Below are 17,060 nucleotides of genomic sequence, written 5' to 3' on the forward strand. Positions count from 1 at the left end.
CACCTGCTGATGATGCAATATAATGGCTAATCGTGCGATTTGCAAGATTATTATCCTTCCTGCTGCCGGTTTTCATTCTGCTGATACTTTTTTCCGCCTGTGCCCGGCATGAGGTCAAGCCGGCAGAGCGGTTCGTGACCGTCTTTGTTTCCTCTGGACTCACACCCGAGGGGCGGGCAGGAATGGCAAAACTGGTGGCGGAGATAAGAGGCAGAACACCGGTTATCTGGATTGACGGTGGCATCTCAGCAGACACCCGCGGACCGCTCCGGTTCAGCGATGGTGAACTGCTTACTGACCTGCCCTCGGCTGCGGGGTGCGATGTGGTCCTGCTGACTTCGGACTGGCTCGGGTTCGGGGTGAACCGGCTGAAACTGCTGGTGGACCGGGCACGGCTGCGGGTGCTGTGTGCCAATCTTGAGGACAGCCTGGGCATGCCGGTTGCCCATCCCTGGATGACCAGAAATGCCGGCGGGATCAGTTTCGGTATCACCGCGCTCTATACCGACACCAGCGACTGGCGCCGGTATCAGCAGGGATTAAGGCTGATTTCCCCTGAATATGCGGCAAGGAAGATTTCCGGGCTTATTGCCCGCAATACCGATTTCCGGCTACTCATTCTGCCCGCAGGCGCCAGTGGTCAGTTCAGCGGTTATGACCTGACTTTAACCGCTGAGCCGGGCAGGGTTTTCCGTTATGATCTGGTATTCCTTGGTTCCCGGCTGAACAACCTGACAAAAACCGAGCTTGACCTGAATTCACTTGTGCCCGAACCCGCGGTTCAGCAGCGGATTGACTCCCTGCTTGCGGAATATGAAACCCGGGCACAGGCACCGGTTATCGAGAGCCGGGTAAAAATTCCGCCCCGGATTCTGCGCAAGGCGGTCATTGACGGGCTGATGGACCTGAGGCTGGCAGAGGTGATTGTCTATGATACGCTCCGGCTGGTCCGGGATACGATATTTCCCGGTATGATCACCCAACGCCGGCTGGCTGAGGTCTTTACCGAACCCGGCAGATGGGCGCTGGTCCAGCTGGAGGGGAGCGAAATCCGCCAGCTTGCCAGTCAGCCGGGATTGAAAATTGAGACCAGAAAAAATCTGCCCGGTGGCAGACTGATGGCACACAAGAGATACCGGGTAATGATGCCTGCGAGTCTGCTTGAGGCGCATCCGGAAATCTATACCCGCGGGTTTGAATTCACACTCCTGCCCCTTTATCAGTATGCGGCGGACATCCTGCAGGCACAGGGGAAGCGATGAGCGGGTTCAACCTCCATTTCCGCTGGGGCAGGTTCATCTGGACCGTGCTGATCACCGTTTACTTTCTGATTTTTTTCACCAATTTCTTTCACGATGCGGCACCGGAACGGGCGATTCTGCCTACACTCTTTGCCTGGATTTTTGTCCTGTGGCTCGGAGTGGAGTACTACTTCGGTTCCCCATTCTTCCAGTCCGGAGTGGTTGAGCCCCACGGCTTCTGGCGGGCACTCTTCGCCTTCTATGTCTATCCGCTGCTCGGCTATCTGGGAGCGGACTATATCTGGTGGCGTTTGACCCAGATTCCCCTGCCACCCGCGGTTTTCGGAGTATTAGGGCTGCTGATTTTCGGTTTCGGAACCTGGCTCCGGCTGGCAACCCTTTTCGGCATTCTCCGCATCATCCAGCGCAAATCGGGCAGTGGTGAACTGCTCATACCGACAAAGAAGTTTCTGGGGCTGAAATTTCAGCGGCTCTGCCGGCATCCGCGCTATCTTGGCACTCTGATTCAGCTGCTGGGTGCAGCGCTGGTGTTCAACTCCTGGGGAGGGGTGGTGCTGGTGCTGGGGCTGGGACTGCCGCTGATCTGGGCACAGGTGCGTTATGAGGAGCGGGTTCTTAAGGCAAATATGAGACCGGATTATGAGGCATATTCCAGGACCGTGCCGGTGCTCCTGCCGGCATTGAACCGCCATCCCCAGAAAACAGCACGGCAGGCATGACCACAGAACCGGGGCCAGCCCCGGGCATGCCCCTCTGATTAAAGTTTCGGATTAACTCTTTTATCTAAAATACCAATATACCGAATGTTATGCATTAAATAAAACCGGCTGTGAAATCCTGCCCGGTTCCGGACTCTAACTGTATGAAGAAAGGAAAGAGCAAACTGAAAGGAGGAAGTTATGAACAGTAACACCCTGAAAAGGGTTCAGAAATGGCAGGTCAAGACCGAGCCGGAGCGGGTTTGTGAACTGCTTCGGGCACTCCGGTCCGGGATGGTGAAAAACACCGAGCTGATGCAGGAGCTTTTGGTGGAGATTGAGACCCGGGTCCGGCAGGTGCTGAATGACGCCGGGGTGGTGACCATCCTTTATCCCTTCTATCTCAACTTCGGAAGGGAGGTGTTTGCCCGCCGGCTGCGGTTTGCCGGACAGTCACTTTTGATTGAGGTTGATGTGCTGCTGGAGAAATGGGTGCGCCGGGGTCTGGACCGGCAGGTGCTTGAGCGGATCCGGGATGAGGTGTTCACCCTGACCGAGCCGGAGGATTAGCCGGTTTTGTCGGTGCCGGATTTGCCTGGATGGTGATTCTGGATAAAATTCTGAATGTGAAGGCGGTAGATACGCAAATGACGGAGGTGACAGTTATGCGTTTCAGGACCGTTCTGATCCTGACCGTCCTCTGCCTCGCTGGGTGCCGGCTGTTTCCGAATCGTCCGGAGGTGATTAACTATCAAACCGGCGGTCAGGTTGAGGACCTGTGTATTTATGGCAACCGGCTGTTTATCGCCAACGGTGATTCCGGGGTGCTGGTGCTGGATGTGACCGAGCCGACCGCACCCGTCAAGGTGGCGGAGCGGAAGTTCCCTTACTATCACTTCCGAGCCATTCACGCCTGCGATACGCTTGTTTTTGCCGGCACCGATTCGGGCCATATCTTCCGGTTCATCCTCCGGGACACCGCGCTGATCCTGGTCAGTCTGCAGGATTTCACCCTTACGGGTCCGATTGTCGGAATCACCTACACCAAGTACCCGAGCTTTGCCTATGTGCTGACCCCGAAGAAGCTGGCGGTCTTCATGCCCGAACCCTGGCATTACAAGGAGAAACTGCTTTATTACAGCGATGCGGTGGACATTGATGGCCGGAATAACGAATATGATGTCAAGGTTGCCCAGCGGAATGACGGGGTCAGGGTTTTCTTCGCCCAGCTGGTGGCGGATACGCTGGTAATAAACCACACCGATTTTTTTTACGATTACGAGGGTATGGAGGGGATATTCCGCAATGACGCCTACATTGGCCAGCGGGGTCTGTTTATCGCCGAGGGCGCAGACGGACTCTGGGGGGTGGGGATCGGACCTCCCAACGGTGGGGATACACTTTACCGCTTTGACACCCGCGGATTTGCCTATGACGGCTGTGCCAGCGGGGAGTATGTGTATGTGGCGGATGGCGGCGGGGTGAGTGTGCTCAAGATGAGCCTCAGCGAGAAACTGCGGGAGGTGTGCTATCTGGAACTGCCGGGATTGACGAGAAAACTGGTTGCCTACAATGACATTCCGGGCAACCGGTTCTACATCTTTGCCGCCTCCGGCGCCGGCGGACTGCACATCTTCAAACAGTGGCGATGAGCAGGCGGTTGCTTCTGGTGCTGAGCGGACTGATTATTTCCGCCTGCTGCTGCCGGATTGAAAGCGGACAGCAGAAATTCAACGACTACCTGATCCAGCTTCAGAATGTGGACTTGGAGGCGATCGGAAACACCCGGTTTGATCTGGTGATTATTGACTATTCCCGGGACGGGAGTGAGGAGGGGCGGTTCAGCCCTGATGCGATCCGGGCGCTGAAGACCAGCCCTGGTGGCAGTAAGCTGGTGATTGCCTATCTGAGCATTGGTGAGGCGGAATCCTACCGCTGGTACTGGGACAGCCTGTGGGATGCGGATCGGGACGGCCGTCCGGATCCGGGTGCGCCCTCCTGGCTTGGTGATGCCAATCCGGACTGGCCGGATAATTACAAGGTCCGCTACTGGGAGCAGGGCTGGCAGGAAATTATTTATCTTTACCTCGACAGGATCATTGACGCCGGTTTTGACGGTGTCCTGCTGGATGTGGTTGACGCCTATGAATACTGGGGTCCGGAGGGAGAGAGCGGGGCAGAGTTTGCACCGGCAGCTTCGGAAATGGTCCGGTTTGTCAGCGGGATTGCCTCCTATACCCGGCAGGTGCGCGGCCGAAGCGACTTTCTGGTCATTCCCAACGGCGGTGAAGGTCTGGGGGAGTTTGATGAGTATCGCACCGTGGTCTCTGCCATTCTGCGCGAGGATGTCTGGTATTACGACAACAGCCCGCAGCCGCCAGAGGCAACTGCCGAGGTCATTGACCGGTTGAATCGGTTTCACTCTGAAGGGAAGCCGGTTCTCGTGCTTGATTATGTGACCGAACCGGTGCTCATTGACGATTTTTACGCCCGGGCGGAGTCGATGGGTTTCATTCCCTATGCCACGGTGCGGGCGCTGGACCGGTTGACAATCAATCCGGGACACGAGCCGGACTGAAGGCGGGGAAATACTTGACAAGGGGTATTTGTTGAAGCATATTTTATTAAGTGCCAAGTAAGCCGACGCCGTTAATCAGTGCTGTTAGGATAAGCTATGGCTAGTTTACAAGATTTTTCATTGATAACATCCGAAATCGCTTACTTAAAGAAAAGATACAGAATAAATGAGTTTTCCCGTGCGTTTATATATGCAGTATTAGAAAAACTATACGAAATCGATATAGATGAAATAGAAAATTATGTCATAGACGGCGCTTATGATTTTGGCATTGATGCTTATTATTGGGAAGATGCAAGAGCCGACGGAAGAAAAACTATAAATATTTTTCAATTTAAACATACTGAAAAATTCGAAAATGCGCAAAAAGCAGATGCCTTTCGAGAACGGGATGTTAATGATATTATTGTCAAACTTGAGAGAATCTGGCATAAAGATGGGTCATTACTGAAATCCCCCAACAGGCGGTTCACGCAGTTAGTCCAGGAGATGTGGGATGCTTTTAATAAAGGGGTAATACAAACGAAAGTTTGGCTGATTTCTAACTATATTAATTCGATTAGCGATAAGAATAAAATTAAGCATTTCGAAGTGACTGTGCGAGAAAAATTTAAAGCAGATCTTGAAGTATGGTCGCTTGATGAATTGGTTTCATTGTTTATAAAAAAAGATTTTCGACCTGTGGATTTGAATTTGCAGTTGAGCGGCAGGCGGTATTTTGATACTACTACCGGACAGGTTCGAGCTGTTGTTGGCGTAATTAATGCACATGAACTAATAAAAAAAGTTATCAACGAAAATGATGAATTGAGGGAGGAGATATTTAACGAAAATATAAGAGTATACTTAACCAGAAATACAAAGGTTAACAGCCAAATTTACAGGACAATAGAAGCCGAACGTGAAAATGCTAATTTCTTTTTCTATAACAATGGAATAACAGTAATTTGCGATAGTTTGGTACATGCAAATACAGATAGCCCCGTAGTTGCATTAAAAAATTTTCAGATAGTCAATGGAGGACAAACGATTCATGCTCTTTATGAGGCTTATAAAAACAATTTATCTGAGAACATTAAAAACATAGACTTGCTTCTAAGAATTTACGAAGTTAAAAATAGAGATATAGGACAAGCTATTGCGCGATACACTAACACGCAAAATCCCGTTAGAAGCAGAGATATAATGTCGAACGATCCCGTACAAATTAAAAAAAATAGATGCCGAGAAGGCGGGGCAAGTAATACTAGCTTTTTATCTGGAGAAGCCAGGAAGCGCTAAGAACAAGAAAAGGGAAATCTTTGGCGATTATTATCAAGAAATATTTGATGAAAGCAAAATCGATGCTAAATATGTTCTACTGCCTTATCTGCTTTATGAAAAGATAAATCAAGATATAAGACGAATAAGACAGGAGGAGAAGAAATATAAAAGTAATCCTAAAAAGTTGAATGCGTTAGCCAAAGATGAGTTTGTAAAACACGCAGGTTATTATTTATTATTGGGGTTAAAATTTTTTGCTAACAAAAAGGGGTTAGATTTGAATTTAGATAATACAGGCAAGATCTTTAAAAATTACAAAGATGTTAAAAAAGTTTTAAGAGATATTGTCAAACAACGTATAAGTAGGTTTCAGGAGAATTTAGTTGATTTGTTCAAAAGTGATGATTTAGTCGAAGAATTGAGGTGTAAGATCTACCAAATATAAATATAAATAATAGATACCATGATTCTAATTTCTATACTAGGAGTATTGGTAATTGTGTTATTTGTAATGTGGTTATCTCGAAGTTCTCAAAAAGCTGCACGTTCAAAAATACACCCCAAGGGCGAACGGCTAGTAGATGACAGTCACGGTATCTGCAAAAGTGCAAATTTACAATGCGCTGATGATAATGCAGTAGTAGCAGCTACCAATAACGGTTATATAATAAATCCTCAAAGCACATTTCCGTTGACCATTTATAACGTTGATCGAGAAACTGCAATTATAATAAAAAAGCTACTTGATACAAAATGCTTTATTGGCAATGCGCAGGAACTGGTTCCTGTAATTCTTAAAACAAATCTTCGCTGTAAAGAGATCGAGGACTACATCAATACATTCAAACCGCAATATTTTCGTAAAATTGAGGAATTGAAACAATCTTCGTCTGAATGGCAATCTGCATCTGAAAAAGATAAAGAGGACTTACTTGCATATTTTCGCGAACAGGCAATTGAATCTCTGGATATTAGACCATACTGTGACTTGGAGGTATTATTTGAATGTGAACCAGAGGATTTTACCATTGACGACGCTTTGCTTGAGCGATACGGCTATGATGTACTACAGGTATATTTAAAATATGCAGGTGATATTAACAAAGTGCGAATCCTACCAGCCGGTCACTTTGAACGTAAAAAATTTGACAGGTTAGTAGAGTTGGGATTAGCAATAAATGGATATGAAATTGATTCGAAAGCACTTTTAAGCTCGCTGACACTTAAACAGCTTAACGAAATTGCAGCCAGTTTGCAGGAGAAGCCATTTAGTCGCAAAAGCAAGGCAATAGAATTTCTAGCGTCACTGCCCGACGTGAGGGGAAAAGTTGGTACTGTGATTGCTCTTAGAGAAGTTTTCCAATTGCGACCGCTACCGCCAGAATTCTCGCACATAGACCTGAAGAAAATATCTGATATATGGTGTTATGTTTCTGAGATTGCCGAGCTGATAACACATACTTATCATATGGGGAATTATGCAAAACAGGACATGCAGAATAATCTTAGTTTGTCCGTAAATATTAGCGAGTGGAAGATTTTGACTGCAGGTGATTCATCGTGCCCATATTGCAAGCGTGCTGCGCTCAAAGTATATCCGGCAAATCAGTACCCTAGAGTTCCTTTGCACATAGGATGTAGATGTACAGTAATAAATTGACATATAAGTTTTTTAAATAATTTCAGAAAAAGATATATTCAAGATGCTAAAATTATTCGGCATGGTATCTTCATGATGCCTGTGATTGGGATCACTTACTACGGGTCAAAGATTGATAAGGTTTTGTCAGGATGAGAGCGAATACCCGCCGGGTGGTGGCGTTTATCGCCGGGAAGCTGATTGCCGGCAGCGGGGCGTGGGCAATCTATGACTGTGAAGAGGCGCGGAGCTGGCGGTTTTCCGGCAGTGTTTCACCGGAGCAGATCCTTGTTTATGACCCGGAGCAGAGGTGTATGATCAGCGGTTATGGTGAGGAGGGCTGTTACTCAATTTATCACCACGGTAACCGGCACCATATTGAGCTGAAGATTGAGGGCAGTGGCTTTGAGGGATATGACTACGGTTCGAGGTCCCGTTTTTCCGGAAGTGTGGAGGGCAGTTCGGTCGTGATCCTTGACGGTCAGGAGCGGAAGTATTATTACTTTACAATTTAATTTTCAGGGTTCGGTGACAACAATCAGCCGGTCGGGTTTGATGTCTTTGAGGGTCACGGTCTTGCCCGGGGCAAACCGGACCTGAACCGTGACCGGCCGGTCCGAGCTGCCCAGGCCGAAGTGGGCTAAAAGGGAGTTCTGGCTGGTGGTGCCTTTCCCACCCTCAATCTCGCGGATATAACGCTTTCTGCCCTGAATCACCGTGACCCGGGCGCCAATACCGCAGGCGTTGTGTTTTGTGCCGACTACCCGGACCTTGAGCCAGTGGTTGCCGTTTTTCGTGTCGTTGCGGAAGAGGCGCAGGCCGGAGCCGGAGCCAACCACCAGATCGAGATCGCCGTCGTTGTCAAAATCAGCCAGGGCACAGCCCCAGCCGTTGAAGACCCGGGTGCCGGAAAGATAGGTGGCTTCCGCAAAGGGGTAGTTGCCGAAGAGGTTCTGCCAGCCGGCAGTCGCCTGGCGCGGTGCGGGGTTGAGCTGGTTGAGGTAGAGGAAGGAGCGCCGGTTTTCATAAACGGAGGTGATGTAGAGGTCGAGATCGCCGTCGTTGTCTAGGTCGCCAAATGCCGGATCAGAGTGGGTCTCTTCGTAGCGGATGCCAAGCCGGGCGCGGCGGTCAAGGAAGCGGGGCTTCGCCTTCGGTCCGCGGTTTTCGTAGAGCAGGGAGCGGTCGGAGAATTCTATGTAGCGGGGATGGGCAAGGTTGGCACAGAAGAGGTCGAGGTCGCCGTCGTTGTCAAAATCTGCCCAGACCGAGCCGATGGTATGGCCAAACCAGCCGGAAATCTCATTGCCGGCAATCCCCAGTTTCGGGGCAAGGTTGGTGAAGGTGGAGTCGCCGTTGTTGTGCCAGAGGAGGTTCTGGCAGAGGCGGTAGTTGGCAACATGGCAGTCCGGATCACCGTCGTCATCGTAATCACCCCAGTTGACACCTCTGCCCGCAAGGTCCTCACCATAGGGCGGAGTGATGCCGGCACGGGTGGTGATGTCCTGAAATCTGCCCTGCTGGTTTTGATAGAGCCGGTCCGGATACCAGGTGTGTTTTTCCCAGTTTTCGTAGTTGGCACAGTAGAGGTCGAGCCAGCCGTCAAGGTCAAAGTCGGCAGCAGCACAGCCTTCGGTCGGATAGGGGTCCGAGGGGTTGCCGAGCGATTCGGTGGCGTTGCGGAATCTGCCGCAGTGGTTGAGGAGGAGCCAGTCCTGAGTGTCCGCACCGCAGATGTAGAGATCGAGCCAGCCATCGTTGTTAAAGTCGGCAAAGATGCCACCCCTGCCCCGGATGCCCGTAAGTCCCGCTGAATCGGTGAGTTCGGTGAAGTGTCTGCCGGAGTCGTTGCGGAAGAGGCGGGAGCCGTTGAGCAGGAGGTCTTCAAAGCCGTCATTGTTAAAATCGCCCCAGGCAACCCGGGATTCCCGGCAGCCGGCAAGTCCGGCCGAGTCGGTGATGTCGGTGAAGACCGGTCCGGTGTAGGAGAGTTGCTGGCGGGCAAGCATAAGCTGCCGGGCAGGGGGGATGCCGAGCCGCTGGAGCGCGGTGTCTGCCCGGGCAGACCAGTAGTTGCGAGAGTCGCCGAGTACGAGCGCGGTCAGGTAGCAGAGCCGGGCGCTGTCGGGCCTGCCCAGCCGGGAGTAGGCATCGCCGAGCAGGGACCAGAAGGGTGCAGGGGTGAATTCGTTTTCGGTGTCCCAGGAGAATTGTTGCAGGGCTTCGTAAAGCACGGGCAGTGCCTCCCGGGGGCGGTCCTGAAGGATGAGCGCCTCAGCGAGCGCGGCACGGGCAAGTCCGGCAAGGGGCGGGTATTCGAGCTGCCACTGGGCAGGGGGTTTGTTTTTCGGCTTTTTCGCTCTGGGCGCCAGCTGGAGCGCACGGCGGGCATACTGTTCCGCAAGCCGGGGCCGGAATCGGAGCCGGTTGTAGAGGGCAGCGGCATAGCGGTAGCGGAAGGGGTCCAGGGAGTCGTCTTTGAGCATCTCCCCGGTGAAGTGGGCAAGACCGAGGGTGTCGTTCAGGGCGTAGAGTGAGCTCAGGAGATAGATGTAGAAGGTCTGGCGCCATTCGGTCCTGGGATAGCGGGCAAGGAAGCGGGAGATGACCAGGACTTTGGCGGTGTCGTTGGTCCAGACCGGATAGAGGGAGTCGTAGAAGGCAGAGCCGATGAGTTCATAAACCGGGGCTGAGTCCGGATATTTGAATGCCAGGACGCTGAAGGCGCGCCGGGCACGGAGGGAGTCTTCGCCGAGGACAAAGCCGGCGTGGGCAAGGAGGAGGTTGCGGTAGGTGGTGTCAATGAAGTAGCCGCCGGCTTCAGCGCGGATGAGCTGGCGGACCGAGTCGAGCCGGGCGGAGTCCGGGCGGTGAAGGTTGCAGAGCGCCTGCCATCTGCCAATGACCGCCGAGTCGTCGTCGGGCCTTGCTTTCAGCACCTTTTCCCAGAAGTAGAGGCTGGAGTCGTACCGGCGCCAGTGATCATAGACCCGGGCAAGGTCTTTGAGCAGTGCCGGGTTTTGCGGCTGGCGCTGGAGCCGGGCGTAGTAATAATCGGTGGCAGCCGGATAGTCCTGCCGGGCAAGAAAGTCCTGCAGTGCCGGCCGGGCGGTGAGGATGAGGAGTGAAATCAGGAGCATCAGAGGATAAATTTAGGGGTAAAATTTCAGGAAGTCAATAGTTAAAGCAGGGGCAGTTCGTAGAGCCGGTAGCGCTTGTAGATCCTGCCACCGATCGCCAGGTCAAACTGGTTGATCGGGTCGTTGTCCTCGAGGTTCCAGCCGAGTTCGCACCATTTGTAACCTTTGCGTGCGGCATTGCGCTCAGTCTCGTAATAAAGCACCGCAATGATGCCGGTGTTGCGGAACTCCTTTTTGACCCCGCCAATCAACGCCCGAACACCATCAATCCTTTTGCGGTAATAGAGCAGTTTGACCAGCTCCAGCGGTCCGAGCCTGCCATTGAGGTGTCTGAGCACCTGATTCCAGTCCGGAATGGTGACCGTGACTCCGACCGGCTGACCGTCAATTTCCGCAAAGAGCACCAGGTCCGGATCAGCAAGCTGTTTCAGCTTGCGGGCGGTCAGGTCCATCTCCTTGTCGGTCATGGGCACAAAGCCCCAGTTTTTCTCCCAGGCGGAGTTGTAGATGTCCTTGAGAAACTGGATGTCCCGCTCAAACCGCTTCATATCAAAGGGACGGACCCTGACGCCGGTGCGGCGCTTGATCGCATTGATCATCCGCTCAATCCGCTCCGGAATGCCGTCGGCTGCCAGTTTCAGGAGGGCATAAAGGTCCTTTGCCTTGTGGAAGCCGTAGCGCTCGGCGAACTCCAGGTAGTATTTATGCGTGTAAGGCATCATGATCGTCGGCGGTTGAGCAAAACCTTCCAGCAGGAAGGCACATTCGTCGTTGAGGCTGGGGTTGACCGGTCCGCGCAGCCGTTCCATTCCCTGATTTTTCACCCATTCGCGGGCGGTATCCCACAGTTTTTCGGCAACCAGGTAGTCTTCAATACATTCAAAGAAGCCGAAGAAGCCGGTCTTTTCCTGATGAAAGCGGTTGTGGTTGTCGTCAATAATCGCCGCAATTCTGCCGACCGGCGTTGCATTCTGCCGGGCAAGGAACAGTTCGCGCCGGGCATGCTCCCAGAACGGGTTTTTTGCGGTGTCAAGGGTCTCATGGACCTCGGAAATCAGGGGCGGCACCCAGTAGGGGTTGCCCTGATAGACTTTCCAGGGGAGGCGGATGAAGTCAGTCAGGTCTTTTTTGCTCCGGACCGGTTCAATTGAAATTCCCATTGATCATCCTTGGTTTCCTGAATGCCCTACCAAAAAATGATAATATGAAAAATTGTGAAAGTCAAATTGCTGAGTGCATATTTTGATTTGGTCAGCGGTTTGATTATTGTTAAGAAAAGGAGTGATAAATGGTCAGAATATTACCACTGGCTTTGATGCTCGCAGCCGGGCTGGCAATGCCACCCGCACCGGGTTTTCAGGGACCGATGCCGGTCTTTCCGCCCGGGGTCGAGGTTCCCGGTCCGAATAAACTGAAGGGTTATGATTTCTGCGAGACGGTGACGATCCTGATGCAGTTTCCGGACAACCGGGCAGACACGGTTGAGCATTCACCTGCCAGGTTTGATTCCATGCTGTATTCGACCGGGGTCTACAATAATGCGCCCTACCGGGCAGGGAGTCTGAACGATTTCTTTCTGGAGAACTCTTATGGTCGGTATTCGGTGCGGGGCGGGGTTGCCGGCAATCGGTGGTTTCTGTCCCGGTACAATTATTCCCGGTATTATGACGGTAATTACATGCTTTCCACCGGCGGTCAGCTTGCCCGGGAGAATCTCGAGCAGGTGGATTCGTTTGTTGATTTCCGGGAGTATGACATTGATGGGGACGGGCATGTTGATGCGCTGTTTATGGTTCATGCCGGGGCGGACGGCGCGGATAATGGGGATGTGAATTGTTGCTGGTCGCATGCGATTCCCGGTTTTAATTACCGGACGAATGATGGGGTGGTCATTGACGGGGTGACGAATGTGCCGGAGTTTGCCATGGTGACCGAAACCCGGGATACAACGCTGTGTTGTATTGCGGTGATGTGTCATGAGCTGGGGCATCTGGTCGGGCTGCCGGATCTGTATGACTATTCCCGTTACAGCTGGGGTGTGGGCTATTGGGGGCTGATGGGCTATGGTGCCTGGGGTGCGGGCGGTAATACGCCGTGGAGTCCGGCGCATATGGAGGCGTGGAGTAAGGTTGAGGCCGGTTTTGTGCAGCCGGTGGTGATTGCCCGCGATACTTTCGGGCTGCGGATTGTGGATGTGGAGACCCATCCGGTGGTCTATAAGGTCTGGCGTCAGGGGAGGAGTTGTGATACCTGTTTTCTGCTGGAGAATCGGCAGAGGAAGGGGTTTGATGCGCTGCTGCCCGGGTCCGGGCTTTTGATCTGGCACATTGACCCGTATTACAGCGCCTATCATAATCGGGTGGATCTGGAGGAGGATTCGACTAATCATCTGGACCGGGGTAACGGGGTGAGGCCGGATCCGCATGTCTATCATGAGGCGCTGGGCGATACCTCAGATCCGCTGCCCGGGATCTGGAACCGCACGAGTTTTGATAACTGGTCCAATCCTTCGAGCCGGGCAAGGAACGGTCAGCCGACCTGGGTGAGTGTGAGGAATATCCGGGAGGTGGGGGATACGATTGTGTGCGATGTGAGTTTTGACTCAAGTCAGGTTGGAGTTGAGGAGCCGGAGCGCCGGGTGCCGGGGTTGAGGGTTGAGCCGGGGATATCCCGGTCCGGATTCAGAGTTGAGGTTGAGGGGGGAGGACCGGTTGCGGTGGCAGTTTTCAGTAGTGATGGCAGGAGGGTTTGGAGCGGAGTGGTGCCGGAGCGGGGCTGGTGGAAGGGGGTTGACAGTCAGGGGCGGAGGGTTGGGAGCGGTGTTTATCTGGTGCGCGCCGGGAGTTTGACCCGGAGGGTGGTGTTGGAGCGATAGGAGGAGGAATGGTCAGGATTAGCGGGTTGCTGTTGATATTCAGTGTTTTGGGGTTTGCGGTTGAGCCGCCGGAATACGGGCTGGATTCGGTTGCGCGGAGGGCGCTGGAGGAGGCGCTGGAGGTTCAGGGGATGCGGGAGGAGGAGCTGGGGTTTTTTAAGTTGTGGGCGGTTGACAGTTTTTTCCGGCTGCGGGTGGTGGAGCGGCTGCTTTCCGGTCCGCTGGAGGTTTTGCCTTATGTTGAGGGGCAGGCCGAGGTTGTGCGGGCGCGGTGTCGGAATCGGGCAGGGCTGGTGCGGCATCTTTATAATGAGGTCGATGTCGGGCTGGAGCGCCGGGATTCGCTGCGGGTGGCAGGGGAGGTTGCCAGGGAGCTGGAGCGGAGGGGCGGTTGTGTCGGGGTTGAGGGTGCGGTGAATGTCATTGCCGCCGGGTTTGCGGTGGGGAGGCGGTATCTGGAGCGGGCGGTGGCAGGGATTTCCCAGGAGGAGCTGGATGTTCTGGTTGGCGAGGCGCCCGGTTTTTGGCGGGATGAGGATGATACGCTGGAGCGGGGTTTTGCCGGACGGCTGCATGAGGAGTTCGGCCGGGTTTATGATACGAGCCGGGAGGTTAAGTCCGAGACGCTTTTGGCATATGCCCGTAAGATCGATCGCCGGGCGCTGGCACTTGCCGGGCTGGCGGTGGTGGGCGCGGTGGAGCGGGCGGTGGCGGTTTTGAGGGCTGTGCCCAGGGATTCAGGGGGGAGTTTTACGGTTGAGGGGGTGAGAGGAGGGGTGGTTTTTTGTCAGGAGAGTGAGTGGGGGAGGGTTGTTGTCGGCGGTGTGGGTGATAATGTTTATGAGGCGCCGGCAGCGGTAGTTATTGATCTCGGGGGTAATGATATCTATTATAACCGGGCAGGCGGGGCGGTCGGCATTCTGGATCACCCGTTCGGGGTGGTGATTGACCTTGAGGGTGATGACCATTATCTTTCCGAGAGGCTTTTTTCCCAGGGGGCGGCGCTTTTCGGGTGCGGGGTGCTTTTTGATCTTGCCGGGGATGATGTGTATCGCGGTGGTCACTATAGTCAGGGGGCAGGTGTGTTCGGGACCGGTGTGGTTTATGATGGGGGAGGAAGTGATATTTATGATGCGGGTTTTTTTGCCCAGGGAGCGGGTCATTACGGGGTCGGAGTGGTGGTTGATGAGGCAGGGAATGACAGTTACCGTTCTTTCTGTTATTGTCAGGGGTTTGCCGGGACCTGGGGGTACGGGCTGCTCGCAGAGCTGGGGGGGAATGATCTTTATTATGCGGGCGGAAAATATAAGCATGAGCCGCTTTTGCCCAGGGAGTACCGGTCGTTTGCCCAGGGTTATGCGATCGGGGTGAGGCCGGATGCCGGCGGGGGGATCGGTTTTCTGTGTGATTTTCAGGGGAATGATTTTTATAATGCCGAGGTCTATGCCCAGGGGACGAGTTACTGGTATTCACTCGGGATGCTTTATGACCAGGAGGGTTTTGACCATTATACCGCTGCCCAGTATTCGCAGGGCGCAGGGATTCACCTGTCAGTGGGCGCACTGGTGGATGAGGAGGGGAATGATTCGTATTTTTCCCGGCTTGGTCCGAGTCAGGGGGAGGGGCATGATCTTTCAGTCGGGGTGCTGGTGGACCGTAAGGGGGATGACGGTTATTATGCGTCTGGCGGGCAGGGGATCGGGCTGACGAATTCGGTTGGGCTGTTTGTTGACCAGGATGGTAATGACTGGTATATGGCATCAGAGTCGCTGATCAGTCAGGGCTCGGCGAACTGGGCACGGGGGTTCGGCGGGATCGGGCTGTTTCTGGATTTGGCAGGGAGGGACTGGTATCCGGGGAGGAATGTGGCAGGAGATCAGAACCGGTGGACCAAGGGGACCTACGGGTCAGGAGTTGATCTGCCCCGGCCGGCAACGGTGGTTGACTGGGAGCCGGATGTTGACACTTCCGAGGCGAGCATTGATTCGGTGATCACCGCACCGGTGGAGAGTGTGTTTAAGACCGCATCGATCTGGGCGGTGGGGAATGCCCGGAAGAGGGTGCTGCGGGCAAGAAAGGAGCTGATCCGGCTGGGGAGAAAAGCAGTGGAGTATGTCGTTGAGCATAAGCTGGATACCAAGGACGGGCTGGAGTCGGAGGCGATTGCCGCATTGATGAGGGCGCTGCCCGATACCGCCAAGCCTTATCTTTTCCGGGGGCTGCGGGATGAGCGGTTTCTCGCCCGGCAGAATTCGGCTTACTGGCTGGGGGAGATGGGCAGTAATGCCCGGGATGCGGTGGATTCAATTCTGCTGGCACTCAAAGAGAAGCGGATTACACCCAGACGGGCGGTTTATGCGCTGGGGTCAATCGGTGATTCGCTGGTGGTGCCGGAGATTCTTTATCTCCTGAGGGATACAATGGAGGTTTCCCGGATCGTGACCGCAGAGGCGTGCGGTAAGCTGAAGAATCCGGTGGCGATTGAGCCGCTGATCGCAACTCTGAATGATCCGCTGTTTACCGTGCGGAGTGCCGCCGAGGCGGGGCTGGTCGCCATCGGGGAGCCGAGCGTTGACCCGCTGCTCCGGAGTCTGGCGGAACAGAAGGTGCCGGCATTGGGGCACAGTATCCGGGCGCTGGGGCAGATCGCGGTAAAACTTGACAGCGTTCAGGCAGAACCGGTAAGGCAGAAGTGCCGGAACCGGCTTGTCTCCTGTCTCCGGCATCCGGCACCGTTTGTCCGGCTGTGTACCGTGGAGGCGCTGGGCCGGATGCTGGACAGTGAAACCCGGGCGCGGCTGCGGGCAGAAATGGAGAGGGAAACCGACCTGTTTGTGCTTAATGCCTACCGGCAGGTGCTGAGTGCTCCCGGAAAGTAAAGTTTGCATCACCACGGTCTTCGGAGTAAAATTCAGCGATGCGCATGCTGACATTAACTTTAATGGTGTTCAGTCTGGCGGCGGCGGTTAACATTCTGCCCAACCCCTCATTTGAGGTCTGGCTGGATACGCTGGGCGTGAACATGCCGCTGGGCTGGTTGACCTCAGAGCTTACCCATCCGGGTTCGGCACAGAAGGATACCATCAGTCATTCCGGTTTCTACGCGCTGAAGCTGACTGGCGGGGATACGGTGGCGTTTGCCACTTCGGTTACGGTTGTCCGGAGTGGACTGAGTTATGAGTTCAGCGGTTATGCCAATGTGCCCGGAATCGTCAGCGGCGGGTTTGTGCTTCAGTTTCTGACCCTGAGTGGCGGTCTGATCGGTACACCGCAGTTGATCCCGGTCTATTATTCCAGTGGTTACCGGCGCTATTCCCGCTGGATCACCGCACCCGATTCGGCATTTTTTCTTACGGTGTCGTGCATCGCTCTGCCCGGCGGTTTGGTTTATTTCGATGATGTTACGGTCGATGACACCTCACTTCTCGGCATTAGGCAGCCGGCACCAAACAGACCATCTCGCCTCCGGATAAGCAAGCTGGTGGCACCGGTTCCCTTCGGCAGTGCACCGGAAGTCCGGCTTTATGATGTCCTGGGCCGCCGGGTTTACGGGCGGAAACGGACCGGAGTCTATTTTCTCATCTCCGAGTGAGCGCATACGGGGA

The 17,060-nt window shown here is 53.9% G+C and carries 14 protein-coding genes; 12 read left to right on the forward strand and 2 right to left on the reverse strand.

Going from position 1 to position 17,060, the window contains the following annotated elements; all coding sequences use genetic code 11:
• Positions 1 to 32: 32 nt before the first annotated feature.
• The 9 genes from ABIK48_01500 to ABIK48_01540 all read left to right on the forward strand — a co-directional run bounded on the left by ABIK48_01500 (position 33) and on the right by ABIK48_01540 (position 7,955).
• The gene (locus ABIK48_01500) at positions 33 to 1,262 is read left to right on the forward strand and encodes a hypothetical protein (protein MEO0020837.1); all 1,230 of its coding nucleotides are present in this window, start codon (positions 33 to 35) and stop codon (positions 1,260 to 1,262) included.
• Positions 1,259 to 1,981 carry a methyltransferase gene (locus ABIK48_01505; protein MEO0020838.1) on the forward strand — a complete coding sequence of 241 codons (723 nt, stop codon included), beginning with the start codon at positions 1,259 to 1,261 and terminating at the stop codon, positions 1,979 to 1,981. Before ABIK48_01500 ends, ABIK48_01505 begins: the two co-directional genes overlap by 4 nt.
• A 180-nt stretch (positions 1,982 to 2,161) precedes the next feature.
• Entirely contained in the window at positions 2,162 to 2,530 is a 369-nt protein-coding gene (locus tag ABIK48_01510; GenBank protein ID MEO0020839.1) for a hypothetical protein, read from the forward strand.
• A 95-nt stretch (positions 2,531 to 2,625) separates the two neighbouring features.
• Positions 2,626 to 3,612: a hypothetical protein gene (locus ABIK48_01515; GenBank protein ID MEO0020840.1), complete on the forward strand. Its 987-nt coding sequence runs from the start codon at positions 2,626 to 2,628 to the stop codon at positions 3,610 to 3,612.
• Positions 3,609 to 4,538, forward strand: a complete 930-nt coding sequence (locus tag ABIK48_01520; protein MEO0020841.1) for an MJ1477/TM1410 family putative glycoside hydrolase — start codon at positions 3,609 to 3,611, stop codon at positions 4,536 to 4,538. The genes ABIK48_01515 and ABIK48_01520 overlap by 4 nt, the downstream gene beginning before the upstream one ends.
• Positions 4,539 to 4,634: 96 nt before the next feature.
• On the forward strand, positions 4,635 to 5,819 hold the full coding sequence (locus tag ABIK48_01525; GenBank protein MEO0020842.1) for an AIPR family protein: 1,185 nt from the start codon (positions 4,635 to 4,637) through the stop codon (positions 5,817 to 5,819).
• Positions 5,820 to 5,985: 166 nt separating this feature from the next.
• Positions 5,986 to 6,246, forward strand: a complete 261-nt coding sequence (locus ABIK48_01530) for a hypothetical protein (protein MEO0020843.1) — start codon at positions 5,986 to 5,988, stop codon at positions 6,244 to 6,246.
• Positions 6,247 to 6,291: 45 nt separating this feature from the next.
• Positions 6,292 to 7,461 carry a hypothetical protein gene (locus tag ABIK48_01535; GenBank protein ID MEO0020844.1) on the forward strand — a complete coding sequence of 390 codons (1,170 nt, stop codon included), beginning with the start codon at positions 6,292 to 6,294 and terminating at the stop codon, positions 7,459 to 7,461.
• A gap of 131 nt (positions 7,462 to 7,592) precedes the next feature.
• Positions 7,593 to 7,955 (forward strand): hypothetical protein, encoded by a 363-nt coding sequence (locus ABIK48_01540; protein ID MEO0020845.1) that lies wholly within the window; start codon positions 7,593 to 7,595, stop codon positions 7,953 to 7,955.
• 3 nt (positions 7,956 to 7,958) lie between these two features.
• Here the strand turns inward: ABIK48_01540 and ABIK48_01545 are convergent, their stop codons facing one another.
• On the reverse strand, positions 7,959 to 10,580 hold the full coding sequence (locus tag ABIK48_01545; GenBank protein MEO0020846.1) for a CRTAC1 family protein: 2,622 nt from the start codon (positions 10,578 to 10,580) through the stop codon (positions 7,959 to 7,961).
• A 41-nt stretch (positions 10,581 to 10,621) separates the two neighbouring features.
• The gene (locus ABIK48_01550) at positions 10,622 to 11,740 is read right to left on the reverse strand and encodes a hypothetical protein (GenBank protein ID MEO0020847.1); all 1,119 of its coding nucleotides are present in this window, start codon (positions 11,738 to 11,740) and stop codon (positions 10,622 to 10,624) included.
• 128 nt (positions 11,741 to 11,868) lie between these two features.
• Here ABIK48_01550 and ABIK48_01555 point away from each other — a divergent pair, with 128 nt between their 5' ends.
• From ABIK48_01555 to ABIK48_01565, 3 genes are read left to right on the forward strand one after another with little or no spacing between them, the layout of a single operon-like run.
• Entirely contained in the window at positions 11,869 to 13,455 is a 1,587-nt protein-coding gene (locus tag ABIK48_01555) for a M6 family metalloprotease domain-containing protein (GenBank protein ID MEO0020848.1), read from the forward strand.
• Between the two features lie 8 nt (positions 13,456 to 13,463).
• Positions 13,464 to 16,334 (forward strand): HEAT repeat domain-containing protein, encoded by a 2,871-nt coding sequence (locus ABIK48_01560; GenBank protein ID MEO0020849.1) that lies wholly within the window; start codon positions 13,464 to 13,466, stop codon positions 16,332 to 16,334.
• A gap of 38 nt (positions 16,335 to 16,372) precedes the next feature.
• Positions 16,373 to 17,047 carry a hypothetical protein gene (locus ABIK48_01565; protein MEO0020850.1) on the forward strand — a complete coding sequence of 225 codons (675 nt, stop codon included), beginning with the start codon at positions 16,373 to 16,375 and terminating at the stop codon, positions 17,045 to 17,047.
• The last annotated feature ends 13 nt before the right edge of the window (positions 17,048 to 17,060 follow it).

This window comes from candidate division WOR-3 bacterium, from assembly GCA_039801085.1.
Classification (GTDB): domain Bacteria; phylum Hydrothermota; class Tepidihabitantia; order Tepidihabitantales; family Tepidihabitantaceae; genus JAOABP01.